The 25,136-nt window shown below is 71.8% G+C and carries 18 protein-coding genes and 1 pseudogene; 17 read left to right on the top strand and 2 right to left on the bottom strand.

The window, feature by feature from the left end; all coding sequences use genetic code 11:
* The first annotated feature begins 94 nt into the window (after window positions 1-94).
* From ACZ516_RS30220 to ACZ516_RS30240, 5 genes are all read left to right on the top strand, one after another.
* On the top strand, window positions 95-472 hold the full coding sequence (locus ACZ516_RS30220; protein ID WP_358579089.1) for a YraN family protein: 378 nt from the start codon (window positions 95-97) through the stop codon (window positions 470-472).
* Window positions 473-2,092, top strand: a complete 1,620-nt coding sequence (locus tag ACZ516_RS30225; RefSeq protein ID WP_469012707.1) for a YifB family Mg chelatase-like AAA ATPase — start codon at window positions 473-475, stop codon at window positions 2,090-2,092.
* On the top strand, window positions 2,089-3,249 hold the full coding sequence (gene dprA / locus ACZ516_RS30230; protein WP_469012708.1) for a DNA-processing protein DprA: 1,161 nt from the start codon (window positions 2,089-2,091) through the stop codon (window positions 3,247-3,249). The genes ACZ516_RS30225 and dprA overlap by 4 nt, the downstream gene beginning before the upstream one ends.
* A 391-nt stretch (window positions 3,250-3,640) precedes the next feature.
* The gene (gene whiG, locus ACZ516_RS30235) at window positions 3,641-4,483 is read left to right on the top strand and encodes an RNA polymerase sigma factor WhiG (protein WP_358579099.1); all 843 of its coding nucleotides are present in this window, start codon (window positions 3,641-3,643) and stop codon (window positions 4,481-4,483) included.
* 118 nt (window positions 4,484-4,601) lie between these two features.
* Window positions 4,602-5,159 (top strand): TetR/AcrR family transcriptional regulator, encoded by a 558-nt coding sequence (locus ACZ516_RS30240; protein ID WP_361083277.1) that lies wholly within the window; start codon window positions 4,602-4,604, stop codon window positions 5,157-5,159.
* On the opposite strand, the gene ACZ516_RS30245 is transcribed toward ACZ516_RS30240, so the two are convergent.
* Window positions 5,113-5,760 carry a murein hydrolase activator EnvC family protein gene (locus ACZ516_RS30245; RefSeq protein WP_469012712.1) on the bottom strand — a complete coding sequence of 216 codons (648 nt, stop codon included), beginning with the start codon at window positions 5,758-5,760 and terminating at the stop codon, window positions 5,113-5,115. The genes ACZ516_RS30240 and ACZ516_RS30245 overlap by 47 nt on opposite strands.
* A 359-nt stretch (window positions 5,761-6,119) precedes the next feature.
* Between ACZ516_RS30245 and rpsB the strand changes: the two genes are divergently transcribed.
* The 10 genes and pseudogenes from rpsB (at window position 6,120) to ACZ516_RS30295 (ending at window position 16,838) form a co-directional block, all read left to right on the top strand.
* Window positions 6,120-7,034, top strand: a complete 915-nt coding sequence (gene rpsB, locus ACZ516_RS30250; protein ID WP_358579106.1) for a 30S ribosomal protein S2 — start codon at window positions 6,120-6,122, stop codon at window positions 7,032-7,034.
* A gap of 101 nt (window positions 7,035-7,135) precedes the next feature.
* On the top strand, window positions 7,136-7,972 hold the full coding sequence (tsf, locus tag ACZ516_RS30255; protein ID WP_358579109.1) for a translation elongation factor Ts: 837 nt from the start codon (window positions 7,136-7,138) through the stop codon (window positions 7,970-7,972).
* A gap of 199 nt (window positions 7,973-8,171) precedes the next feature.
* Window positions 8,172-8,933, top strand: a complete 762-nt coding sequence (gene pyrH / locus ACZ516_RS30260) for a UMP kinase (RefSeq protein ID WP_358579112.1) — start codon at window positions 8,172-8,174, stop codon at window positions 8,931-8,933.
* Between the two features lie 157 nt (window positions 8,934-9,090).
* Window positions 9,091-9,648, top strand: a complete 558-nt coding sequence (gene frr, locus ACZ516_RS30265) for a ribosome recycling factor (protein ID WP_358579114.1) — start codon at window positions 9,091-9,093, stop codon at window positions 9,646-9,648.
* A gap of 32 nt (window positions 9,649-9,680) precedes the next feature.
* On the top strand, window positions 9,681-10,727 hold the full coding sequence (locus ACZ516_RS30270) for a phosphatidate cytidylyltransferase (protein WP_358579116.1): 1,047 nt from the start codon (window positions 9,681-9,683) through the stop codon (window positions 10,725-10,727).
* An 88-nt stretch (window positions 10,728-10,815) separates the two neighbouring features.
* Window positions 10,816-11,922, top strand: a complete 1,107-nt coding sequence (gene rlmN / locus ACZ516_RS30275) for a dual-specificity RNA methyltransferase RlmN (protein WP_358579119.1) — start codon at window positions 10,816-10,818, stop codon at window positions 11,920-11,922.
* A gap of 250 nt (window positions 11,923-12,172) precedes the next feature.
* Window positions 12,173-13,252 carry a thiamine ABC transporter substrate-binding protein gene (locus ACZ516_RS30280; protein WP_469012717.1) on the top strand — a complete coding sequence of 360 codons (1,080 nt, stop codon included), beginning with the start codon at window positions 12,173-12,175 and terminating at the stop codon, window positions 13,250-13,252.
* Window positions 13,228-14,928, top strand: coding sequence for an ABC transporter permease (locus ACZ516_RS30285; RefSeq protein WP_469012719.1), 1,701 nt, complete (start codon window positions 13,228-13,230; stop codon window positions 14,926-14,928). The genes ACZ516_RS30280 and ACZ516_RS30285 overlap by 25 nt, the downstream gene beginning before the upstream one ends.
* Window positions 14,928-15,968, top strand: a pseudogene (locus ACZ516_RS30290) (ABC transporter ATP-binding protein); the annotation flags it as partial. The gene ACZ516_RS30285 and the pseudogene ACZ516_RS30290, both read left to right, overlap by 1 nt.
* Before the next feature lie 78 nt (window positions 15,969-16,046).
* Window positions 16,047-16,838, top strand: coding sequence for a maleylpyruvate isomerase family mycothiol-dependent enzyme (locus ACZ516_RS30295; RefSeq protein WP_469012722.1), 792 nt, complete (start codon window positions 16,047-16,049; stop codon window positions 16,836-16,838).
* 73 nt (window positions 16,839-16,911) lie between these two features.
* On the opposite strand, the gene ACZ516_RS30300 is transcribed toward ACZ516_RS30295, so the two are convergent.
* Window positions 16,912-18,081, bottom strand: coding sequence for an LOG family protein (locus ACZ516_RS30300; RefSeq protein WP_361083287.1), 1,170 nt, complete (start codon window positions 18,079-18,081; stop codon window positions 16,912-16,914).
* 249 nt (window positions 18,082-18,330) lie between these two features.
* Between ACZ516_RS30300 and ACZ516_RS30305 the strand changes: the two genes are divergently transcribed.
* Window positions 18,331-22,653, top strand: a complete 4,323-nt coding sequence (locus ACZ516_RS30305; RefSeq protein WP_361083289.1) for a HAMP domain-containing protein — start codon at window positions 18,331-18,333, stop codon at window positions 22,651-22,653.
* A complete protein-coding gene (locus ACZ516_RS30310) occupies window positions 22,650-25,094 on the top strand; it encodes a SpoIIE family protein phosphatase (RefSeq protein WP_361083291.1) in 2,445 nt (814 codons plus the stop codon). Before ACZ516_RS30305 ends, ACZ516_RS30310 begins: the two co-directional genes overlap by 4 nt.
* Window positions 25,095-25,136: the final 42 nt, after the last annotated feature.

A 25,136-nucleotide genomic window follows, 5' to 3' on the forward strand; every position in this document is an offset into this window, starting at 1 on the left:
GGGTGGCGGAGTTGTCCACAACCGGCGAGTAGTGCACCAAGATCCAACAGGTGCGCACGGGACCGGGACCGTGGGTGTCGGAGGTGGTGCCGACATGAACGCACGGGGAGCACTCGGCAAGTACGGCGAGGACCTGGCCGCCCGGCGGCTGGTCGAGGCGGGGATGACGGTCCTGGAGCGCAATTGGCGCGCGGGCAGGACCGGTGAGATCGACATCGTGGCCATGGACGGCGAGGCGCTCGTCGTCTGCGAGGTCAAGACGCGCAGGGCGGGCCTGGTCGGCACGGCGCTCTTCGAGCACCCGATGGCGGCCGTGGGCCAGAGCAAGGCGGAGCGGCTGCGGCGCCTGGCCGAGCGCTGGATCGAGGAGCGCGGCGGCCCACCCCCGGGAGGCGTCCGCATCGACCTGGTCGGCGTGCTGATCCCGCGGCGCGGGGCCCCCGTCGTCGAGCACGCGCGGGGGGTGGCCTAGATGGGCTTCGCGCGTACGTGCTCGGTGGCGCTGGTCGGCGTCGAAGGCGTCGTGGTCGAGGTGCAGGCCGATCTGGAACCGGGCGTGGCGGCGTTCACGCTGGTGGGCCTGCCCGACAAGAGCCTGACGGAGAGCCGCGACCGGGTCAGGGCGGCCGTGGTCAACTCGGGCGGGGAGTGGCCCCAGAAGAAGCTCACGGTCGGACTCAGCCCGGCCTCGGTCCCCAAAGGCGGCAGCGGCTTCGATCTCGCCGTCGCCTGCGCGGTCCTCGGGGCGGCCGAGCGCATCGACCCCCGCGTGCTCGCCGACATCGTGATGATCGGCGAACTGGGGCTCGACGGACGGGTCCGCCCGGTCCGGGGCGTGCTGCCCGCGGTCCTGGCGGCGGCGGACGCGGGGTACGAACAGGTGGTCGTCCCGGAGTGCACGGCGGCGGAGGCCGCGCTGGTCCCGGGCGTCTCGGTCCTCGGCGTGCGCAGCCTGCGCCAGCTCATCGCGGTGCTCACCGACGAGCCGGTGCCGCAGGAGGAGCCGGACGAGACGGGCCGGCCCGACGCGATGCTCGCCGGGCTCTGCGTGCCGGGCAGCGGCCTGGGCGCGGGTCTCGGCGGCGCGACGGACGACGCCCACGCGCTTGACCTCGCGGACGTGGTGGGCCAGGCGTCGGCGCGGACCGCCGTGGAAGTGGCCGCGGCCGGGGCCCACCACCTCTTCCTGCAAGGACCACCGGGTGCGGGCAAGACGATGCTCGCGGAGCGACTGCCGGCGATCCTGCCCCGGCTGACCCGGGAGGAGTCCCTGGAGGTGACGGCGGTCCACTCGGTGGCGGGCATGCTCCCACCGGGCAAGCCGCTGGTCGACGTCGCCCCGTACTGCGCGCCGCACCACTCCGCGACGATGCAGTCGCTGGTGGGCGGCGGCAAGGGGCTGGCCAGACCCGGAGCGGTCTCGCTCGCTCACCGGGGCGTGCTCTTTCTGGACGAGGCGCCCGAGTTCAGCGGCCAGACGCTGGACTCCCTGCGGCAGCCCCTCGAGTCCGGCCATGTGGTGATCGCCCGCAGCGCGGGCGTGGTGCGGCTGCCCGCGCGGTTCCTGATGGTGCTTGCGGCCAACCCCTGCCCGTGCGGGAGGCACCTGCAGCCCGGTGGCGGCTGCGAGTGCCCGGCGTCCGTGGTGCGGCGCTACCAGGGCCGGCTGTCGGGGCCGCTGCTCGACCGGGTCGACCTCAAGGTCGAGGTGGAGCCCGTCACCCGCTCGGAACTGAGCGGATACGGCACGCGCGGGGAGTCCACCCGCTCCGTCGCCGACCGGGTGCGCGAGGCGCGTGAAAGGGCGGCGGCCAGACTCGCCGACACCGGCTGGCGGACCAACAGCGAAGTACCCGGCCACGCGCTGCGCACCCGATGGCCCGCCGCCCCGGGCGCTCTTGAGACGGCCGAGTCGGACCTGGAGCGCGGCTTCCTGACCGCCCGCGGCCTCGACCGCGTCCTGCGGGTCGCCTGGACCGTCGCCGACCTGGCCGGGCACGACCGGCCCCGCGCACCGGACGTCGCCCTGGCACTCCAACTGCGCACCGGGATCTCGCGCGGCGTGCCCATGACGATCGGGGCCGCGCAGTGACCGCCGGACCGCCGGGGGACGAAGAGCGCCTGGCCAGGGTCGCCCTGACGCGGGTGCTCGAACCGGGGGACGAGATCGGGGGCCGGTGGCTGTGGGAGGCCGGTGCCGTCGAGGTGCTGCGCCGACTCGGCGGAGAGGGGAAGCGGCTTCCCGGCGTCAGCGTGCGGCGGTGGGAGGGGCTGCGTGCGCGGGCCGCCGGAGCACGACCGGAGCGTGATCTCCAGGCGGCACGGGACGTCGGGGCGCGCTTCGTGTGCCCGGGGGACACGGAGTGGCCCTCCCCGCTCGACGACCTCGGGGTGGCGCGGCCGATCGGCCTGTGGGTGCGGGGGCGGCCGTCCTTGCGGATCTGGGCCCTGCGTTCGGTGGCCGTCGTCGGCGCCCGGGCCTGCACGGAGTACGGCGCGCACATGGCGGCCGGGATCGCGGCGGGCCTGGCGGAGCGGGGCTGGGTGGTGGTCTCGGGCGGGGCGTACGGCGTGGACGGCGCCGCACATCGCGGGGCGCTCGGCGCGGGCGGGGCCACCGTGGCCGTGCTGGCCTGCGGGGTGGACCGGCCCTACCCCCGGGGGCACGCCGAACTGATCGGCCGGATCGCGGAACAGGGACTGGTGTTGGGTGAGTTGCCGCCGGGCGACCATCCGACGCCGAGCCGGTTCATCCAGCGGAACAGGGTGATCGCCGCGCTGACGCGGGGGACGGTCGTGGTGGAGGCGGCCTACCGCAGCGGGGCGCTCGCCACGGCCCGGGGTGCCCAGGAGTTGGGGCGCTTCACCATGGGGGTGCCGGGGCCCGCCACCAGCGGCCTCTCCGCCGGTGTGCACGAACTGCTGCGGGGTGACGGCGTCCTGGTGACCGACGCCGCGGAAGTGGTCGAGCTGGTCGGCGACATGGGTGACCTGGCCCCCCAGCGGCGCGGGCCCGTCCTGCCGCGCGACCTGCTCGCCCCGGGGGCGGCCCGCGTCCTGGCCGCGCTGCCCGCGCGCGGGCGGGTGACGGCTCAGGAGGCCGCGACGGGCGCCGGGACGACCCCGGACGACGCGGTAGGGCGCCTGTACGAACTTCAGTCGTTGGGGTTCGTCGAACGACACGGCGATGGCTGGCAGTTGACACGCCAGGCGTTCGTGTCGGTCTTCGCCTCTGGAGGTGAATCGTGACCGAGCGTGTTCCGCCGGACGGATGACGCCCGACAGCCTTGGGAAATCGCGCAGTTGATACGTCGGCACCGTCACGCAGGGCGACCGGCCCGCGCCCCGGGAGCACCCAGCGGAACGTATCTGCGCCCGCGCGATCCCCTAGTCTTCGCTCACTGCGACGCTTCAGTCACGCTACGCTCACAAAGGATTCAGACGCGGACAGGCAACCAGACGGACAACCTCATCCATTCCATGCAAGCTCCCCCTCGGACGGGCGCGGGCGGCACCGGTGAAGCGGCCGCCTCGCGCGACTTCGTCGACTTATGGGTTCCTCCCCTTCGACGCGACTCGACACGACCTCATCCACCCCCGCGACCTCACCAGTTCACGGCAGAACGGCTCAAGGCGACGAATGCCCCAGCACACCTCAGGGTCCGACCGGGCGGCGGTTCCGCCCGCCGCCCGTAGCGGCGAGCGGGAGCGGCCTCCCGCTCCCTCGTCGCTGGACGAGTTGTGGCGCTCGTACAAGGAGACCGGGGACGGGCGGCTGCGCGAGCAGCTGATCCTGCACTACTCGCCGCTGGTGAAGTACGTCGCGGGCCGGGTGAGCGTGGGGCTGCCGCCCAATGTGGAGCAGGCGGACTTCGTCTCCTCCGGGGTGTTCGGGCTGATCGACGCGATCGAGAAGTTCGACATCGAGCGGGAGATCAAGTTCGAGACGTACGCGATCACGCGCATCCGCGGGGCGATGATCGACGAGCTGCGGGCGCTGGACTGGATCCCGCGCTCCGTGCGGCAGAAGGCGCGCAACGTCGAGCGTGCCTACGCCACCCTGGAGGCGCAGCTGCGCCGGACGCCGTCGGAGGGCGAGGTCGCCGCGGAGATGGGCATCGCCCTGGAGGAACTGCACGCGGTTTTCAGCCAGTTGTCCCTGGCGAACGTGGTGGCCCTCGAAGAGCTGCTGCACGTCGGCGGCGACGGCGGCGACCGGCTCAGCCTGATGGACACGCTCGAGGACCACGCGGCCGACAACCCCGTCGAGGTCGCCGAGGACCGGGAGCTGCGCAGGCTGCTGGCGAGGGCGATCAACACGCTGCCCGAGCGCGAGAAGACCGTCGTGACGCTCTACTACTACGAAGGGCTCACCCTCGCCGAGATCGGCAACGTGCTCGGGGTGACCGAGAGCCGGGTGAGTCAGATCCACACCAAGTCGGTGCTCCAGCTGCGCGCGAAACTGGCCAGTTTCGGCCGCTGACGCCGTGTACCGGGGCGAGCCGCGCCGTCCCGTCCGACGGGTGCGCGCCCGGCGGTGACTCCCCTGCGGGGCGTCCCGTCCGTAAAGTGGAGCCGTGCCAAGGATTCGAGCGGCCTCTGTGGCCGAGCATCGGTCGATGCAGCGCGGCGCCCTGCTGGACGCCGCGCGGTCCCTGCTGTCCGAAGGCGGGACCGAGGCGTTGACCTTCCCCGCCCTCGCCGAGCGCACCGGGCTCGCCCGGTCGTCCGTCTACGAGTACTTCCGGTCGCGGGCGGCCGTCGTCGAAGAGCTGTGCGAGGTCGACTTCCCCGTCTGGGCGGCCGAGGTGTCGGCGGCCATGGAGCGGGCGGCAGCGGCCGAGGACAAGGTCGAGGCGTATGTCCGGCGGCAGCTCTCCCTGGTCGGGGACCGGCGGCACCGGGCCGTGGTGGCCATCTCCGCCAGTGAGCTGGACGCCGGCGCCCGGGAGAAGATCCGCGCCGCCCATGGTGGGCTCATCGCGATGGTCGTGGAGGCGCTGGAACAGCTGGGGCACACGCAGCCCCGGATGGCGGCGATGCTCCTTCAGGGCATCGTGGACGCGGCCGTGCGTCGGATCGAGCTGGGGGCCGCGGAGGATCCCGGGGAGATCACCGAGGCGGCGGTGTCCATGGCGCTGCGCGGCGTTCGGGGCTGAGGCCCCACCACGCCGGGGCCGGGTCGTGCGGTGGGTTCGGCGGGCCGTGCGGCGGGAGCAGGCGGGACGGGCCCAGGTGCCGCAGCCGGGGCGGCAGCAGCGTCAGCGGGTCCAGGTAGGCAGCGCCCCTGAGCAGCCCCCAGTGGAGGCAGCTGCGGGGGCAGTGGCTCCTCGGCAGCTCCAGGACGCCGACCCGTTCGCCGGCGGTGACCTGGGCGCCCTTCTTCAGCGTGGCCCGCACCGGCTCGTACGTCGTGCGCAGCGGAGGGTCCCCGGTGCCGTCCAGCTCCACCGAGACCACGCCCCGGCCCGCCACCCGCCCCGCGAACGAGATCCGGCCGGGCGCCACCGCGCGGACCGGATCGCCGGGGGACGCCGCCAGGTCCACGCCCCGGTGGCCCCTGCCGTACGCGGTTAAGGGCGGCTCCCAGGCCCGTACGACCGCCGGGTGGGCGCCCCCGCGGGCGGCCACCGGCCACGTCGTGGCCACCGGCCGAGTCACCGGGAGCGTCCCGGGCGGGGCCGGTGGCGGGCTCGGCGGCGGGGGCAGGGCGGTCGCCAGCAGCGCGGCCAGCGTCGTCAGCAGCAGTTCCAGGCGCATGCGAGAACGGTCCCGCGTCCCGGCGGCCCGTGGGGATCATGGACCGGATCTGTGGACCACCGGCCGGTTGTGGACAGTGGCGTCACCCTTTCGGGGATGGGCGCCGCCCGATGGGGGTCACGGCGTCGTGCGGCTCCGTCGCCAGGTCACGGGCAGCGGCGTCACCCGGGGCCCCGCGGGTCCCGTACACTTCCTTTGGCGATCCGGGTCACCGGGTCGACTTCGCACGCCCCGACATCAGGCCATCACAAGCCGGTGTCAGCGCCCCTCGGTCCCTAGTGGCAAGGCGCACAGCGGGCGTCAGGCGCGAGTGCCGTCCGGCACACGCGGCACAACCGAGAATCTCAAGGAGAACGGCCATGGCCGTCGTCACGATGCGGGAGCTGCTGGAAAGCGGCGTCCACTTCGGTCACCAGACCCGTCGTTGGAACCCGAAGATGAAGCGCTTCATCTTCACGGAGCGCAACGGCATCTACATCATCGACCTGCTCCAGTCGCTGTCGTACATCGACCGCGCCTACGAGTTCGTCAAGGAGACCGTCGCCCACGGCGGCACGGTCATGTTCGTCGGCACGAAGAAGCAGGCGCAGGAGGCCATCGCCGAGCAGGCCACCCGCGTCGGCATGCCCTACGTCAACCAGCGCTGGCTGGGCGGCATGCTCACCAACTTCTCGACCGTCTACAAGCGTCTGCAGCGCCTCAAGGAGCTCGAGCAGATCGACTTCGAGGACGTCGCCGCCTCCGGTCTCACCAAGAAGGAGCTTCTCGTGCTCTCGCGCGAGAAGGCCAAGCTGGAGAAGACCCTCGGTGGTATCCGCGAGATGTCCAAGGTGCCCAGCGCCGTCTGGATCGTGGACACCAAGAAGGAGCACATCGCGGTCGGTGAGGCCCGGAAGCTCAACATCCCGGTCGTCGCCATCCTCGACACCAACTGCGACCCCGACGAGGTCGACTACAAGATCCCCGGCAACGACGACGCGATCCGCTCCGTCACGCTGCTCACCCGGGTGATCGCCGACGCCGTCGCCGAGGGCCTCATCTCCCGTTCCGGTGTCGCCACCGGTGACTCGAAGCCGGGCGAGAAGGCCGCCGGCGAGCCGCTCGCCGAGTGGGAGCGCGACCTGCTCGAGGGCGAGAAGAAGGCCGACGACGCCGAGGCCCCCAAGGCCGAGGACAAGCCGGCCGAGGACGCCGCCGAGGCTCCGGCCGCCGAGGCGCCCGCCGCTGACGCCCCCGCCGCCGAGGCGCCGGCCGCGGACGCCGAGCAGGCCTGACCTCACAGGTTCGGCAGTTGACGGCGGGGGCCCGATCGGCCCCCGCCGTTCACCCGTGGACCTCCGTAGATCTTTCAAGACTTCGAGAGAGAATTTCGATCATGGCGAACTACACCGCCGCTGACGTCAAGAAGCTCCGTGAGCTCACGGGCGCCGGCATGATGGACTGCAAGAAGGCGCTCGACGAGGCCGAGGGCAACGTCGACAAGGCCGTCGAGGCGCTCCGCATCAAGGGCCAGAAGGGCGTCGCCAAGCGCGAGGGCCGCTCCGCCGAGAACGGCGCCGTCGTCTCCCTCATCGCCGACGACAACACCTCCGGTGTCATCGTCGAGCTGAAGTGCGAGACGGACTTCGTCGCCAAGGGCGAGAAGTTCCAGGCCGTGGCGAACAACCTCGCCGCCCACATCGCCAAGACGTCCCCGGCCGACCTCGAGGCGCTGCTCGCCTCCGAGATCGAGGCCGGCAAGACCGTCCAGGCGTACGTCGACGAGGCCAACGCCAACCTCGGCGAGAAGATCGTCCTGGACCGCTTCGCGCAGTTCTCCGGCGCCTACGTGGCCGCGTACATGCACCGCACGATGCCCGACCTGCCCCCGCAGATCGGTGTCCTCGTCGAGCTGGACAAGGCCGACGCCGACGTCGCCAAGGGCATCGCGCAGCACATCGCCGCCTTCGCGCCGAAGTACCTCTCCAAGGAGGACGTGCCGGCCGAGGTCGTCGAGTCCGAGCGCCGCGTCGCCGAGGAGACCACCCGCGCCGAGGGCAAGCCCGAGGCCGCCCTCCCCAAGATCGTCGAGGGTCGCGTCAACGGCTTCTTCAAGGAGGCCACCCTCCTCGGCCAGCCGTACGCGCTGGACAACAAGAAGTCGGTCGAGAAGGTTCTCGCCGAGGCCGGTGTCACCCTGAAGCGCTTCTCGCGCATCAAGGTCGGCATCTGAGTCCGTACCGCGATCGACGGTAGACCCCGCTAGGGTCGACAGCGGTCGCCCGCGTGGGGAGCCCCGCACAGGGAACCCGTACGCGATGTACGACCGCAGGATCTGACGAGGAGGCCACTGCCGAGCATGGGATGCGAACGACACCCCACCGGCGGTGGCCTTCTTCGTATGTGTGTCAAGTAAGAGAAGCGAGAACACCATGACCACCAAGGCCGACTCGAAGAGTGACGACGACAAAGGCGCCGGACGCTTCCTGCTGAAGCTCTCCGGCGAGGCGTTCGCCGGCGGAGGCGGCCTCGGGGTCGATCCCGACGTGGTGCACGCCATCGCGCGCGAGATCGCGGCCGTGGTCCGCGACGGCGCCCAGATCGCCATCGTCATCGGCGGCGGAAACTTCTTCCGCGGCGCCGAGCTCCAGCAGCGCGGCATGGACCGGGCCCGCTCGGACTACATGGGCATGCTCGGCACGGTCATGAACTGCCTCGCCCTCCAGGACTTCCTGGAGAAGGAGGGCATCGACAGCCGCGTCCAGACCGCCATCACCATGGGGCAGGTCGCGGAGCCGTACATCCCGCTGCGCGCCGTGCGGCACCTGGAGAAGGGCCGCGTGGTCATCTTCGGCGCCGGCATGGGCATGCCGTACTTCTCCACCGACACCACCGCCGCCCAGCGCGCCCTGGAGATCGACGCCGAGGCGCTGCTCATGGGCAAGAACGGCGTGGACGGGGTCTACGACTCCGACCCCAAGACCAACCCCGACGCGGTGAAGTTCGACGCGCTCGGCTACGGCGAGGTCATCACCCGGGACCTCAAGGTCGCCGACATGACCGCGATCACGCTGTGCCGGGACAACAAGCTGCCCATCCTCGTCTTCGAGCTGCTCTCCGAAGGCAATATCGCCCGGGCCGTCAAGGGTGAGAAGATCGGCACTCTCGTGGGCGACAAGGGAAGCCGGGCCTGACCCCGCGGACCTGAGCCCGGCTCAAGGGACGGACGCGAGACGTCACTTGAGAGGGATGGACAAAGCCCTGCCGGTCGGACACCGTGCAGGAAAGACACGCGACGCAGCCGGCCGCCCCGTGCTAGCCGGGCCTACTCAAGACACGCAGGAGCAAGTGGTGATCGAAGAGACCCTCCTCGAGGCCGAGGAGAAGATGGAGAAGGCCGTCGTGGTCGCCAAGGAGGACTTCGCCGCGATCCGCACCGGCCGTGCGCACCCGGCGATGTTCAACAAGATCGTGGCGGACTACTACGGCGCGCTGACGCCGATCAACCAGCTGGCCTCGTTCTCGGTGCCCGAGCCGCGGATGGCCGTGGTGACCCCGTTCGACAAGAGCGCGCTGCGCAACATCGAGCAGGCGATCCGCGACTCCGACCTCGGCGTCAACCCGAGCAACGACGGCAACATCATCCGGGTGACGTTCCCCGAGCTGACGCAGGACCGTCGCAAGGAGTTCATCAAGGTCGCCAAGACCAAGGCCGAGGACTCCAAGATCTCGATCCGCTCCATCCGCCGCAAGGCCAAGGAAGCCATCGACAAGGCGGTCAAGGACGGCGACATCGGCGAGGACGAGGGCCGTCGCGCCGAGAAGGACCTCGACGACACCACCGCCAAGTACGTCACCCAGGTGGACGAGCTGCTCAAGCACAAGGAAACCGAGCTGCTCGAAGTCTGAAGGCCCGGTCCGAGGAATCAGGAAACCGATCCGTGAACGACTCTTCCTGGGGGGCGCGGCCCACAGCCGGGTACTGGGTGCCGCCCGACCAGGGGTCTGGTCGGGGGGCACCCCCGGCAGGTCCCGCGTACGATGCGCAGGACGCGCTGCTTCCGTCCGTGACGCAGCCGATGCCCGTCGTGCCCGACACCCCCGCGCCCCCGCAGGAGCCCATGCCCAGCGCACCCCAGCCCGTCCCGGCAGCGCCGCGGCCTTCGCAGAAGAAGAGCGCGGGCCGTGACCTCGGCGCGGCCATAGGAGTCGGTGTGGGACTCGGCGCGGTGATCATCGCGTCGCTGTTCATCGTGAAGGCCGTCTTCATCGGCGTCATAGCGGTCGCCGTCGTGGTCGGCCTGTGGGAGCTGACCTCCCGGCTCGACGAGCGCAAGGGCATCAAGGCGCCGCTGGTGCCGCTCGCGGTCGGTGGCGCGGCGATGGTCGTCGCCGGGTACGTCCGGGGTCCCGAGGGCGCCTGGGTGGCGATGGCGCTCACCGCGCTCGCGGTACTCGTCTGGCGGATGACCGAGCCCCCCGAGGGCTATCTGAAGGACGTCACGGCGGGGGTCTTCGCGACCTTCTACGTCCCCTTCCTCGCGACGTTCGTGGCGCTGATGCTCACCGCCGACGACGGGCCGCGCCGGGTGCTGACGTTCCTGCTGCTGACCGTGGTCAGCGACACGGGCGCGTACGCGATCGGCTGGCGCTTCGGCAAGCACAAGCTGGCGCCGCGCATCAGCCCCGGCAAGACCCGCGAGGGCCTGTTCGGCGCCGTCGCGTTCGCGATGGCCGCGGGCGCGCTGTGCATGGAGTTCCTGATCGACGGCGGAACCTGGTGGCAGGGGCTGCTGGTCGGCCTCGCGGTCGCGGCGAGCGCCACGCTCGGCGACCTCGGCGAGTCGATGATCAAGCGGGACCTCGGCATCAAGGACATGGGCACGCTGCTGCCGGGCCACGGCGGCATCATGGACCGCCTGGACTCCCTGCTGCCGACGGCCCCGGTCGTCTGGCTCCTGCTGGTGATCTTCGTGGGGTCCGGCTGACCGTCTGACCTGCGCAAATGTGCGTATGGGGCTCGTTGTCCACAGGGCGGCGGGCCCCTTGCCACATGTCTGCGACACTGGAAGAACCATGCCTGTACCCGGAGAACTCACCTTCGTCGCGCCCCGCGGAGCCAAGAAGCCGCCGCGGCACCTCGCCGACCTCACGCCCGCCGAGCGCAAAGAAGCCGTCGCCGCCATCGGCGAGAAGCCGTTCCGCGCCAAGCAGCTCTCGCAGCACTACTTCGCGCGCTACGCCCACGACCCGGCCGAGTGGACCGACATCCCGGCCGGCGCGCGCGACAAGCTCCGGGAAGCGCTGCTGCCCGACTTGATGTCCGTGGTGCGGCACATCAGCTGCGACGACGACACCACGCGCAAGACGCTGTGGCGCCTCTTCGACGGCACGCTGGTCGAGTCGGTGCTCATGCGCTACCCCGACCGGGTGACCATGTGCATCAGCTCCCAGGCCGGGTGCGGCATGAACTGCCCGTTCTGCGCCACCGGCCAGGCCGGCCTCGACCGGAACCTGTCGACGGGCGAGATCGTGCACCAGATCGTGGACGGCATGCGCGCCCTGCGGGACGGTGAGATCCCCGGCGGGCCCGCGCGGCTGTCCAACATCGTCTTCATGGGCATGGGCGAGCCACTGGCCAACTACAACCGCGTGACGGGCGCCATCCGCCGCCTCACCGACCCCGAGCCCGACGGCCTCGGCCTCTCGCAGCGCGGCATCACGGTGTCGACGGTGGGGCTCGTGCCCGCCATCCACCGGTTCTCCGACGAGGGCTTCAAGTGCCGCCTCGCCATCTCGCTGCACGCCCCGGACGACGACCTGCGCGACACGCTCGTCCCCGTCAACACGCGGTGGAAGGTGCGGGAGGTGCTCGACGCGGGCTGGGAGTACGCCGCCAAGTCCGGCCGTCGCCTGTCCATCGAGTACGCGCTGATCCGCGACATCAACGACCAGGGGTGGCGCGGTGACCGGCTCGGCCGGCTGCTCAAGGGCAAGCCGGTCCACGTGAACCTCATCCCGCTGAACCCCACGCCGGGCTCGAAGTGGACGGCCTCGCGGCCCGAGGACGAGAAGGCGTTCGTGGAGGCCATCGCGGCCCACGGGGTGCCGGTGACCATCCGGGACACCCGCGGCCAGGAGATCGACGGGGCGTGCGGCCAGCTCGCCGCGGCCGAGAGGTAGTCTGACGGGCGTACGCCTCGCACACACGGTCGCGTACGGTCGTCATCACATCTGCATATTCCGACAGGGGAGCGCCACAGCGCTGAGAGTGCGGCACCTTGGACAGGTGGGCCGCAGACCCTCTGAACCTCGCCCAGGTCATTCTGGGTAGGAAGTTCGGGCACGACTCAAGCTGTTGCGCCCTGCCCGTGTGCCCCTGGGCCCGCGGGTGGGGCCGCGTCTCTTCCTGGACACCCAGGAGGACATCCAAGTGAGCACCAAGAAGATCACGTCCGTCGCCGTCGCGGTGGGCCTCGGGCTCGGCGCCCTCTCGGCCTGCGGCTCCGGGGACGGCTCCGACGAGGCCGACTCCAAGACCGTCACCCTCGTCAGCCACGACTCCTTCAACGTCTCCAAGGGCGTACTGAAGGACTTCGAGAAGCGCTCCGGCTACCGGGTCAAGGTCCTCAAGGACGGCGACGCGGGCGCCGCCGTGAACAAGGCGATCCTCTCCAAGGACAACCCGCAGGGCGACGTCTTCTTCGGCGTCGACAACACCCTTCTGTCGCGGGCGCTCGACCACGGCCTCTTCCAGTCGTACGAGGCCAAGGGCTCGGGCGCGATCAGGCCGGAGTTCCGGGTCGACGAGGCCGAGCACCGGGTCACGCCCGTCGACAGCGGCGACATCTGCGTGAACTACGACAAGAAGTACTTCGCCGACAAGAAGCTGGCGCCGCCGAAGTCCTTCGCGGACCTGACCAGGCCCGCCTACAAGAACCTGCTGGTCACCGAGAACGCCTCGACCTCTTCGCCCGGCCTCGGCTTCCTGCTCGGCACCGCCGCCGAGTACGGCGACGACGGCTGGCAGGGCTATTGGAAGAAGCTCAAGGCCAACGGCGTCAAGGTCGTCGACGGCTGGGAGCAGGCCTACAACGAGGAGTTCTCCGGCTCCGCCGGCGGCAGGAAGGCGGGCGGCGAGCGGCCGCTCGTCGTCTCCTACGCCTCCTCGCCGCCCGTCGAGGTGCTCTACGGCAAGCCGCGGCCGAAGCACGCCCCGACCGGCGTCGCGACCGGCACGTGCTTCCGCCAGGTCGAGTACGCGGGCCTGCTCGCCAATGCCGGGAACACCAAGGGCGGCAAGGCGCTCCTGGACTTCCTCGTGGGCAAGGAGTTCCAGGAGGACATGCCGCTGAACATGTTCGTCAACCCGGTGCGCGAGGGCACGAAGCTGCCCGAGCTGTTCACCGAGCACGGCGTGCGCGTCGACAAGCCGGCGACCATGGATCCGAAGAAGATCGCCGACAACCGCGAGACGTGGATCAAGTCGTGGACCTCGCTCGTACTGAAGTGACGAAGTCCCGCTCCCGGGCCTTCCGGGCGGGCCTCGGCCGGGGGAGCGCGACGCGGCTCGGTCTGCTGGCCGTGCCCGTCGCGTTCTTCGCGCTCTTCTTCGCCTATCCGGTCACCGCGATCGTCGCGCGCGGCCTGCGCGTCGACGGCGCCTGGCGCCTCGGGCGGATCGCGGACGTGCTCGGGCAGTCCGACGTCCGGCACGTGCTGTGGTTCACCACCTGGCAGGCGCTCGCGTCGACCGCGCTCACGCTGCTGATCGCGCTCCCCGGCGCGTACGTCTTCGCGCGCTTCGACTTCCCGGGCAAGCGGACGCTGCGGGCCGTCGTGACGGTGCCGTTCGTGCTGCCGACGGTCGTCGTCGGCACCGCCTTCCTCGCGCTGATCGGGCGTGGCGGGCTCTTCGACGAGCTGTGGGGCGTACGCCTGGACACCACCGTGTGGGCGATCCTGCTCGCCCACGTGTTCTTCAACTACGCGGTCGTCGTCCGCACGGTCGGCGGGCTCTGGTCGCAGCTCGATCCGCGCCAGGAGGAGGCCGCGCGGATGCTCGGCGCCTCGCGCTGGACCGCCTGGCGGGCCGTGACCCTGCCCGCGCTCGGCCCGGCGGTGGCCGCCGCCGCGCTGATGGTCTTCCTCTTCACCTTCACCTCCTTCGGCGTCGTGCAGATCCTCGGCGGACCCGCGTACTCCACGCTCGAAGTGGAGATCTACCGCCAGACCGCCCAGCTCCTCGACCTGCCGACGGCCGCCGTCCTGACCCTCGTGCAGTTCGCCGCGGTCGGGCTGATCCTGGCGGTCCACGCGTGGACGGCACGGCGGCGCGAGAGCGTGCTGAAGCTGGTCGACGCCTCGGCCGCCGCGCGCCGCCCGCGCGGTGCCGGCCAGTGGACGCTGCTCGCCTCGGTCATGGCGACGATCGCCCTGCTGATCCTGCTGCCGCTCGGCGTGCTCGTCCAGCGGTCCTTCGACGGACCCGACGGCTTCGGCGTGACGTACTACGCGGAGCTGACCTCGGCGGAGGGCGGCGCCTTCCTCGTGCCGCCGATCGAGGCGATCTGGAACTCCCTCCAGTACGCGATCGTGGCCACCGCCATCGCGGTCGTCGTCGGCGGGCTCGCCGCGGCCGCGCTCACCCGGCGCGCGGGCCGCCTCGTACGCGGCTTCGACGCGCTGCTCATGCTGCCGCTCGGGGTGTCGGCGGTGACCGTCGGCTTCGGGTTCCTGATCACGCTGGACGAGCCGCCGCTCGATCTGCGGGCCACCTGGATCCTGGTGCCGCTCGCCCAGGCCCTGGTCGGCGTGCCCTTCGTCGTGCGCACCATGCTGCCCGTCCTGCGCGCGGTCGACGGGCGGCTGCGCGAGGCGGCGGCCGTCCTCGGAGCCTCGCCGCTGCGGGCCTGGCGGGAGGTGGACCTGCCGATGGTGCGGCGGGCGCTGCTGATCGCCGCCGGGTTCGCGTTCGCCGTCTCGCTCGGCGAGTTCGGGGCGACCGTGTTCATCGCGCGGCCCGACAACCCGACGCTGCCGGTCGCCGTGGCCCGGCTGCTCGGCCGCGCCGGTGACCTCAACTACGGGCAGGCGATGGCCCTGTCGACCCTTTTGATGGTGGTGTGCGCGGTGTCCCTGCTGCTCCTGGAACGCCTGCGGGCCGACCGTACCTCCGGAGAGTTCTGATGACCCTGCTGAGACTTGCCGGGGCGAGTGTCCGCTTCGGGGCGCGGGCCGCGCTCGACGCCGTGGACCTGGAGGTCGCCGAGCACGAGATCGTCTGTGTGCTCGGGCCGAGCGGCAGCGGCAAGTCGACGCTGCTGCGGGTGGTGGCGGGGCTCCAGGCGCTCGACGCCGGGCGGGTCGAGCTGGCCGGCCGCGACCAGCGCGGGGTGCCGGCGCACAAGCGGGGCGTCGGCCTCATGTTCCAGGACCACCAGCTCTTCCCACAGCGCGACGTGGCGGGCAACGTCGCCTTCGGGCTGCGGATGCGCGGCGCCTCGCGGTCCGAACAGGCCGACCGGGTCGCCGAGTTGCTCGAACTCGTCGGGCTGCCGAAGGCGCAGCGGCGCGCGGTCGCCTCGCTCTCCGGCGGCGAGCAGCAGCGGGTCGCGCTCGCGCGCGCCCTGGCCCCCCGGCCCCGGCTGCTGATGCTGGACGAGCCGCTGGGCCAGCTCGACCGGTCGCTGCGGGAGCGGCTGGTGGTGGAACTGCGCGACCTCTTCGGCGAGTTGGGTACGACCGTGCTCGCCGTCACGCACGACCAGGGCGAGGCGTTCGCGCTCGCCGACCGGGTCGTCGTCATGCGGGACGGGCGGATCGCCCAGTCCGGTACGCCCCTTGAGGTCTGGCGGCGTCCGGCGGACGAGTTCGTCGCCCGATTCCTGGGCTTCGACAACATCGTGGACGCGACGGTCACCGGGGGGACGGCCGCGACGGTTTGGGGAGCCGTTCCCGTGCCGCCGGGCACCCCGGCGGGGCGGCACAGGATCCTGGTGCGCCCGGCCGGCGTGCGGCTGCTCGCCCCGGACGAGGGGCTGCCGTGCGAGGTGACGGCCCGTACGTTCCGCGGCACCCACGTCGCCCTGCGCCTCCAGCCGAAGGAGGGGCCGAGCTTGGAGGCGGCGTGCGCGCTGCGCCGGGCGCCCGAGGTCGGCGAGGTCGTCGGGGCGGGCTTCGACGCCGGGGACGTCGTCGTCCTCGGGGAGGCGGACGCGGTGCCGGAGGCGGGCTCGGCGCGGCGGCAGGACGCGGCGCCGGAAATTGCAGTGTCCCCGGTGCGTAAATCACTCTAGTGTTCGATCATGACCACTCTGAGCCATGACCGCTACTGCGCCGAAGTCACCACCCAGCTCGACCTCTTGCGAGCCACACTGAAGGGCGCGGACCTCGCCGCCACCGTACCGACGTGCCCCGACTGGACGCTGGCGCAGCTCGCCCGGCACACGGGCGGGGCGGTGCGCTGGAGCGAGCGGCTGGTCGCGACGCGCGCGCGGCAGAACATCCCGGCCGAGGAGATCCCGCACGCCGCGGGGCCCGAGGGCGACGACCCGGCCGCCCTGGACGCCTGGCTGGCCGAGACCGCCGCGCTCGGCACCCGGACCTTCCGCGAGGCGGGCGCCGGCGCCGAAGTGTGGACGTGGGCCGACGACCACACCGCCGGGTTCTGGGCGCGGCGCATGACGCACGAGCTGGCGATCCACCGCGCGGACGCGGCGATCACCGTCGGGGTCGCCTACGAGATCGCCCCGGAGGTCGCCGCCGACGCGATCGACGAGTGGCTGGACCTCCTGCGATTTTTCCAGCTCAACATGTCCGGGGGCAGTGTGGCGGAGCTGCGGGGCGCCGGACGCTCCCTGCGTCTGCACGCGACCGACGCGCCGCCCGGCCTGGACGCCGAGTGGCTCGTCGAGTTGGGCGAGGACGGTTTCACCTGGCGGCGCGGCCCCGCCGAGGCGGACGTCACACTGCGCGGCCCGCTCACCGAGGTGCTGCTGGCCTTCTACCGGCGGCGGCCGCTGGACGCCGGACGCGTGGAGGTGCTGGGGGAGCGGGAGCTGCTGGACTTCTGGCTGGAGCGGGCCACCTTCGGCTGACGGACCCGGGCCCGGCGCCGCGAGACCGGGGCGGGTCCCTCGCGCCCGCGGGCCGCGCGCTCCCGGGGCGGTCCTACGAGGTGCTCGCGGGGCCCTGGGAGACGTGACCCGCGCCCGACAGGAGCGAGTCGAGCGCGGCCGGGGCGTCCTCCACCCGGTCCACCAGCGCGATCCGGGACTCCATGGACCTGCCGCCCGCCAGGGACCGGAGCAGCGGCCAGACCGGCAGGTGGTCCGTCCAGTGCGCGCGGTCGACCAGGACCATCGGGGTCGGCTTGCCGCGCGACTCGTAGTAGTTGGGGGTGGCGTTGTCGAAGACCTCCTGGACCGTCCCCGCCGCCCCCGGCAGGAAGACGACGCCCGCGTTCGACCGGGCCAGGAGGCCGTCCTCGCGGGTGGCGTTGGCGAAGTACTTCGCCAGGTGCGAGGCGAAGGCGTTCGGCGGCTCGTGGCCGTAGAACCAGGTCGGGATGCCGACCGAGGCGCCCCCTGAGGGCCAGCGCTCGCGGACCGCGAAGGCCGCCCGCGCCCACTCGGTGACCGAGGGCGTGAACGAGGGGGCCTTGGCGAGGAGTTCCAGCGCCTCGTCCAGCATGCTGTCGGCGAAGACGGCGGCGTACGCGCCGAGGTTCGCCGCCTCCATCGCGCCCGGCCCGCCACCGGTGGCGACGGTGAACCCGGAGCGGGCCAGGGCGCGGCCGAGCCGCGCCGCCCCCGCGTAGGCCTCGGTGCCCCGGGCCATCGCGTGGCCGCCCATGACGCCTACCACGCCGGCCCCGGCGAGCTGCTCGTCCAGGGCGTCGGAGATGGAGTCGTCGTGTATGGCGCGCAGCATCGAGGAGAACACGTCGCCGTCGGCCTTGGTCCGCTGGAACCAGGCGTAGGCGTGGGCGTCCGGCGTCGCGTCGTAGCCGCCGTCGGCGAGGCCGGCGAAGAGGTCGTCCGGGGTGTAGAGCAGCCCGCGGTAGGGATTGAACGGCAGGCCCGGCACCGGCGGGAAGACCAGGGCGCCCGAGGCCCGCACCTTCGCCGCCGCCTCCTCGTCCATGGGGCAGCCGAGGAAGACGGCGCCCGCGACGTCGGCGCTCAGGAGCGCGGCGGTGCGCTCGGTGAGGTCGACGGCCTGCACGCGGCAGCCGGCGAGCGCGCCGCGTCCCTGTGCGTCGTCGAACTCGGCGAGGGTCTCGATCTCGCGGTCCTCACCGAGCGGCGGGGCGGATGCGTGTTCGTCGGTCGGCTGCATGCGCCCATACTAGGAGGGCGCCGTGAGACCGCCCGTATCCGGAATGTCGGTTCAGGGGCGCTTTGTGCTGAGAGATAAATCTCGGCCCCTGGGTACGAGTTGAACGACTCGCTGCGTATGTTTGTAAAGCCGTGTTCAGACGGTGAAGTTTGTGCGAGTCCGATGGCAGTCCCGATGGGCAGGCGAAGTGCTGCCCGGGTGGGGCTGCCCTTTGTCGTGAGTAACCGAGTGAAACGAGGTCGAGCGATCATGGCTGAGGCGGCGGTCGAGAAGGAGCGCTCGGCGTCACGATCGCGGTCCTCTGGCGAGGGCGGCGGAGTGGGCGAGCCGGAGCTGCGGCAGCTGCTCGCAGGACTCACGGCGGTACGGGACGGGGACTTCGGCACGCGGCTGCCGGACGAGGGCGACGGACTCATCGGGGAGATCGCCACCGTCTTCAACGGCATGGTCGACCAGCTGTCGCTGTTCACCTCCGAGGTGACCCGGGTGGCCCGGGAGGTCGGCACCGAGGGAACCCTGGGCGGGCAGGCCGTCGTACCCGGCGTCTCCGGGACCTGGGCGGACCTGACCGACTCGGTGAACGCCATGGCGGGCAATCTGACCACCCAGGTCCGCGACATCGCCCAGGTGGCGACCGCGGTGGCCAAGGGTGACCTGTCGCAGAAGATCGACGTGGACGCCCGGGGCGAGATCCTGGAGCTGAAGGACACCGTCAACACGATGGTCGACCAGCTCTCCGCCTTCGCCGACGAGGTCACCCGCGTCGCCCGTGAGGTCGGCAGCGAGGGCCGGCTGGGCGGCCAGGCCCAGGTGCCGGGCGTCGGCGGCGTCTGGCGGGACCTGACCGACTCGGTGAACCTGATGGCCGGCAACCTCACCGACCAGGTCCGCAACATCGCCCAGGTCACCACGGCCGTGGCCAAGGGCGACCTGTCGCAGAAGATCACGGTCAACGCCCGCGGCGAGATCCTGGAGCTGAAGGACACCATCAACACGATGGTCGACCAGCTCTCCTCGTTCGCCGACGAGGTCACCCGCATGGCGCGCGACGTGGGCACCGAGGGCATCCTGGGCGGCCAGGCCGACGTCAAGGGCGTCTCGGGCACCTGGCGGGACCTGACCGACTCCGTGAACAGCATGGCCGGCAACCTGACGGACCAGGTGCGCTCGATCGCGCAGGTGGCCACCGCGGTCGCCGGCGGAGACCTGTCGCAGAAGATCAAGGTCAACGCCCGGGGCGAGATCCTGGAGCTGAAGGAGACCATCAACACGATGGTCGACCAGCTCTCCGCCTTCGCCGACGAGGTCACCCGCGTCGCCCGCGAGGTCGGCACGGAGGGCAACCTCGGCGGCCAGGCGACGGTCCGCGGTGTCTCCGGCACCTGGAAGGACCTCACCGACAACGTCAACGTCATGGCGTCGAACCTGACGGGGCAGGTGCGCTCCATCGCCCAGGTCGCCACGGCGGTGGCGCGCGGCGACCTCTCGCAGAAGATCACCGTCGAGGCCAAGGGCGAGGTCGCCGCGCTCGCGGGCGGCATCAACACCATGGTCGACACGCTCTCCGCCTTCGCCGACGAGGTCACGCGCGTGGCGCGCGAGGTCGGCACCGAGGGCCAGCTCGGCGGCCAGGCCCGCGTGCCCAACGTGGCCGGCACGTGGAAGGACCTCACCGACAACGTCAACTCGATGGCGAACAACCTCACCAACCAGGTGCGCAACATCGCCCTGGTCACCACCGCGGTGGCCAACGGCGACCTGTCGAAGAAGATCGACGTCGACGCCCGCGGCGAGATCCTGGAGCTGAAGACCACCATCAACACGATGGTCGACCAGCTCTCGGCGTTCGCCGCCGAGGTGACGCGCGTGGCGCGCGAGGTCGGCAGCGAGGGCAGGCTGGGCGGCCAGGCCGAGGTCGAGGGCGTCTCGGGCACCTGGAAGCGCCTGACCGAGAACGTGAACGAACTGGCCGGCAACCTCACCCGGCAGGTGCGCGCCATCGCCGAGGTGGCGAGCGCGGTCGCCGAGGGCGACCTGACCCGCTCCATCACGGTCGACGCCTCCGGTGAGGTCGCCGAACTGAAGGACAACATCAACACCATGGTCGAGTCGCTGCGCGAGACGACCATGGCCAACCAGGAGCAGGACTGGCTCAAGTCCAACATCGCCCGCATCTCCGGTCTGATGCAGGGCCACCGCGACCTCGCCGTGGTCGCGGAGCTGGTGATGGACGAGCTGGCCCCCCTGGTGGCCGCGCAGTACGGGGCCTTCTACCTCGCCGAGGAGGCGGACGGATCCACTGACCTCAGGCTGGTCGGGTCCTACGGCCGCCCGGTAGAGTCCGCCGGCCACCGGCGCTTCGGGCTCGGGGAGTCCCTGGTCGGGCAGGCGGCGCGCAGCAGACGGCCCATCGCCGTCCAGCAGATCCCGGCGGACTACGTCAGCATCTCCTCCGGGCTCGGGCAGGCCGTGCCGGGCAGCCTGATGGTGGTGCCGATCCTCGTCGAGGACCAGGTGCTCGGCGTCATCGAGCTGGCGTCGTTCGAGCAGTTCACCCCGGTGCACCGGGACTTCCTGGAACAGCTGATGGAGACGCTGGGGGTGAACGTCAACACCATCGTCGCCAACGCGCGCACCGACGAGCTCCTGGAGGAGTCCCAGCGGCTGACGGCCGAACTCCAGGCCCGCTCCACGGAGTTGCAGGTCCAGCAGGACGAACTGCAGCGCTCCAACGCGGAACTGGAGGAGAAGGCGGCCCTGCTGGCCTCCCAGAACCGCGACATCGAGACGAAGAACCTGGAGATCGAGCAGGCGCGCCAGGAACTGGAGGCGCGGGCGCAGCAGTTGTCCCTCACCTCCAAGTACAAGTCGGAGTTCCTGGCCAACATGAGCCATGAGCTGCGCACCCCGCTGAACAGCCTGCTCATCCTCGCGCAGCTCCTCGCGCAGAACCCCACCCGCAACCTCACCGCGAAGCAGGTCGAGTACGCGGGCATCATCCACTCGGCGGGCTCCGACCTGCTCCAGCTCATCAACGACATCCTCGACCTGTCCAAGGTCGAGGCGGGCAAGATGGACATCACCCCCGAGCGGGTGGCGCTGCGCAAGCTCCTGGACTACGTCGAGGCCACCTTCCGGCCGATGACCACCCAGCGGAACCTCGAATTCACCATCAGCACCGCGCCCGACGTCCCCGCCGAGCTGCGCACCGACGATTCGAGGCTGCGCCAGATCCTGCGCAACCTGCTGTCCAACGCGGTCAAGTTCACCGAGCGGGGCAGCGTCGAGCTCCGCATCGAGATGGCCGGGGACAGCGAGGTGCCGGCGTCCGTGCGGCGCGGCGAGGCGATGCTGGCCTTCCGGGTCAAGGACACCGGCATCGGCATCGCCGAGCATCAGCTCGAAGCGATCTTCGGCGCGTTCCAGCAGGCCGACGGCACCACCAGCCGCAAGTACGGCGGCACCGGTCTCGGCCTGTCCATCAGCCGCGAGATCGCCCACCTCCTGGGCGGCGTGGTCGTCGCCGCCAGCACGCACGGGCAGGGCAGCACGTTCACGCTCTACCTGCCGGTGACCCGCGCCGAGTGGGAGAAGGCCGTGGGCGCCGCCGCGCACCCCGCGCAGATCGCGCCCGCGCGTCCGCAGGACGACGGGCCGGGCAACCCCCTCGCCGCCCCGGAGCCCCGGCAGCGGCGCCGGCTGCTCGTGGTCGAGGGGCGGGCCCGCGGCCTGCTGTCCCTGGTCGCCGAGAGCGCCGTGGCCGATCTGTCCGGCGGCCGCGACCTCTCCGGGAAGTCGGCGGACGCGGGCATCGAGGTCATCACCGCCGTCGGCGCGGTGGAAGCGGCCGAGAGCCTGGCCGCGGGGGCCTGCCACTGCGTCGTCCTCGAACTCGACATGCCGAAGGACGAGGCGCTGCGCTTCCTCGACGCGATGGACGGCGACACCGCCGTGACCTCGGTGCCCGTCCTCGCGCACAACAGCCGCCGGCTGGACCCGGAGCACGAGCAACGCCTGCAGTCGCGGTCCCTGACCCGGCCCCTGGAGCTGATCTCCAGCCTCGACGAGCTGCGCGAGCGCATCGCGCTGCACCTGTCCGCCGAGCAGCCCGGCGACGTGGTCCCGCTGGTGCGCGGGGAGGAGGTCGGCGAGCAGCGGCCCCCGCAGACGGCCGGCGGCGGACTGTCCGGACGGCTCGTGCTGGTCGTGGACGACGACGCCCGCAACCTGTACGCCATCAGCGGCATCCTGGAGATGCACGGCGTCGAGGTCCTGCACGCCGAGAACGGACGCAAGGGCATCGAGACGCTGCGCGCCAACCCGGAGATCGACCTCGTCCTGATGGACGTGATGATGCCCGAGATGGACGGCTACGCGGCGACGGCGGAGATCCGGCAGGACCCGGCCTACGCGACGCTGCCCATCATCGCCGTGACGGCGAAGGCCATGCCGGGCGACCGGGAGAAGAGCCTGGCCTCCGGCGCCAGCGACTACGTCACCAAGCCGGTCGACGCCAACGATCTCGTCGCCTGCATGGGGCGCTGGCTCAGTGAGGAGTCGGCAGCACAATGACGACCTCGACACCCCATGGGGACCCCGCCCGCGAGGACGCGCCGTCCCCGTCGGAGCTCTCCGCCCCGCCGGGACACCAGCCGCCCGAGCCCGAGACGGAGCGCAGCGGCGTGGGGCGGCTCGCCGCGACGGTGGAGCGGCTGCGCGGCGAGATCCTCGCCGCGCAGGCGGCCGCCGACGGCCGTGCCCTGATCGAGCTGGCCAAGGGCGTGCTGGTCGAGCGGCTGCGCTGCGGTCCCGCCATGGCCGCGCGGCAACTGGCCTCGCTCGCCGAGGAGGCGGGCGTCTCCCAGCTGGAGCTGGCCGCTGACATCATCAACCAGTCGGCCCAGGACCGCCTCGCCGAGATCGCCAGCGGTTTCGCCAGCCGGGCCAACGGCGAACCGGACGCCGAGCCGGCCGCGACCTCCGTCGGCGTGCGCCTGCGCACGGCGGAGAGCGGCGCGCTGGCCTCGGGGGACACGCAGGCGGCCGCCCAGTCGCTCCTCGCGCACGCCCTGACCCCGCTGGGCGCCTGCGCCGTCGCCGTGTGGAGCGCGGGAACCGACGCCTCCCTGACCCTGGCCGGACACGCGGGCTTCGGCCCGGTCGAGGCCGACCGCTGGCGCTACGTACCGCCGGGTGTGTCCACCCTGGCCCGCCGGGCGCTGACCGAGCGGCAGACCGTGCACGTCACGGACATGGCCGCGCAGGGCCTGCCGTCCGTGGGCCGGGCCCAGCACCCCCACGGCGGCCGCATCGCCCTGCCGGTGGGCACCGGCGGCCGCGTCAGCGGCGTCCTGGAGATCTGCTGGCCGGAGCCGCTGGAACCGCAGACACCGCAGATCCTGCGCCAGATCGAGGCGCTGGCGGAGCTGTGCGCCCACACCCTGGAGAGCCGTCCGGACACGGCGCCCGCGCCCTCCGTGGACACCTGGGTGCCCGCGCCCGAACTCGCCGAGCTGGTCGAGCTGGCCGAGGGCCTGTACGACCCCGCCCTGGTCCTGATCCCGCACCTGACCGCGGACGGACAGCTCACGGACTTCCGGGTCCACCACGTCAACAGCAGCTTCGTCGACCCGGCGGGCCGCCCGCGCAGCGCGGTGCACGGGGCGCTGCTGCTGGAGGCCTACCCCATGGCCGTCAGCGGCAGTGAGCTGTTCGACAGGATCGAGCGGGTCTACGCGACCGGCGAGCCGTTCCGCACCCGCCGGATGACCCTGACCGCGCTGGTCGGGCAGGTCTCCCTCGCCGCGGTCGCCGACATCAGCATCAGCCGGCACGGCGGCTGCGTCCTGCTCATCTGGCGCATCGAGGACGAGGCCGCCCGCCTGGCCCACCTCCTGCAGCACGCCCAGCGCCTGGGCAGGATCGGCGGCTTCGAGGAGAACCTCACCACGGGCGAGGTCACCTGGAACGATCAGCTGTTCGATCTGTACGGCCGGCCGCACGACGCGTCGCCCGTACCCCTGGAGGCGCTGACGTCGTACGCCCATCCCGACGACGCCACCACCATCCGCCGCTTCCTGCGCACGGTGCTCCATCACCGCCGCTCGTCCTCGGCCGCCTTCCGACTCGGCCGCCCCGACGGCGTCACCCGGCACATGCGGGTGATCGCCGAACCGGTGCTCGACGCCGACGGCAGACTGTTCTCCGTACGCGGCGCCTACCAGGACATCTCCTCCCAGCACTGGACGGAGGTGGCGCTGGCGGCGACCCGCGACCAGCTGGCGCACACCGAGCAGCAGGCCGCCGAGAGCAACCGCCTGACCCTGCAGCTGCAGCACGCGATCATGCCGCCCACCCAGGCCCCGCTGAGCAGCCCGGGGCTGCAGATCGCCGTGCGGTACCGGCCCGCGGAGTCGGAGTCCATGGTCGGCGGGGACTGGTACGACGCGGTGACCCTGCCGTCCAAGCAGATCCTGCTCTGTGTGGGCGACGTGGCCGGGCACGGCATCGAGGCCGCCACCAGCATGGTGGTCCTGCGCAACGCCATGCGGGGCCTCGCCGTCACCGGGGCCGGCCCCGGGCAGCTGCTGTCCTGGCTCAACATCGTGGCCCACCACCTGACCAGCCAGGTCACGGCCACGGCCGTGTGCGGCCTGTACGACCCGGAGCGCCACACCCTGCGCTGGGCGCGCGCCGGACACCTGCCCCCGGTCCTGCTGCGCGGGCAGGAGGCGGCACCGCTGCCCCCGGCGGGCGGTATCCTTCTGGGCGCCCTGTCCGACGCCTCTTACGAGGAACAGGAACTGAGCCTGGAACCCGGTGACATTCTGCTGATGTACACCGACGGACTGGTGGAGCGCCGTGACGAATCGGTGCAGGAATCCCTGGCCCGTCTGTTGACCACAGCGGGACCCCCCACCGCGAACCTGGAGCAGCAACTCGACAGACTGCTCACGCACAGCGCCTCCGACACCGATGACGACACCTGTCTCATCGGCGTCCGGGTCACCTGAGCGCGACGTACGGGATGGAAGCAGAGGGACGACGTGGACGAG

This window comes from Streptomyces sp. NPDC034037 (assembly GCF_055575715.1).

Bases quoted from the DNA above. Each gene is read 5' to 3' on its own strand.
- ACZ516_RS30220 (WP_358579089.1), top strand. From the start codon at position 95: ATGAACGCACGGGGAGCACTCGGCAAGTACGGCGAGGACCTGGCCGCC.
- ACZ516_RS30225 (WP_469012707.1), top strand. From the start codon at position 473: ATGGGCTTCGCGCGTACGTGCTCGGTGGCGCTGGTCGGCGTCGAAGGC.
- whiG (WP_358579099.1), top strand. From the start codon at position 3,641: ATGCCCCAGCACACCTCAGGGTCCGACCGGGCGGCGGTTCCGCCCGCC.
- ACZ516_RS30245 (WP_469012712.1), bottom strand. From the start codon at position 5,760: ATGCGCCTGGAACTGCTGCTGACGACGCTGGCCGCGCTGCTGGCGACC.
- rpsB (WP_358579106.1), top strand. From the start codon at position 6,120: ATGGCCGTCGTCACGATGCGGGAGCTGCTGGAAAGCGGCGTCCACTTC.
- tsf (WP_358579109.1), top strand. From the start codon at position 7,136: ATGGCGAACTACACCGCCGCTGACGTCAAGAAGCTCCGTGAGCTCACG.
- pyrH (WP_358579112.1), top strand. From the start codon at position 8,172: ATGACCACCAAGGCCGACTCGAAGAGTGACGACGACAAAGGCGCCGGA.
- rlmN (WP_358579119.1), top strand. From the start codon at position 10,816: ATGCCTGTACCCGGAGAACTCACCTTCGTCGCGCCCCGCGGAGCCAAG.
- ACZ516_RS30295 (WP_469012722.1), top strand. From the start codon at position 16,047: ATGACCACTCTGAGCCATGACCGCTACTGCGCCGAAGTCACCACCCAG.
- ACZ516_RS30300 (WP_361083287.1), bottom strand. From the start codon at position 18,081: ATGCAGCCGACCGACGAACACGCATCCGCCCCGCCGCTCGGTGAGGAC.
- ACZ516_RS30305 (WP_361083289.1), top strand. From the start codon at position 18,331: ATGGCTGAGGCGGCGGTCGAGAAGGAGCGCTCGGCGTCACGATCGCGG.
- ACZ516_RS30310 (WP_361083291.1), top strand. From the start codon at position 22,650: ATGACGACCTCGACACCCCATGGGGACCCCGCCCGCGAGGACGCGCCG.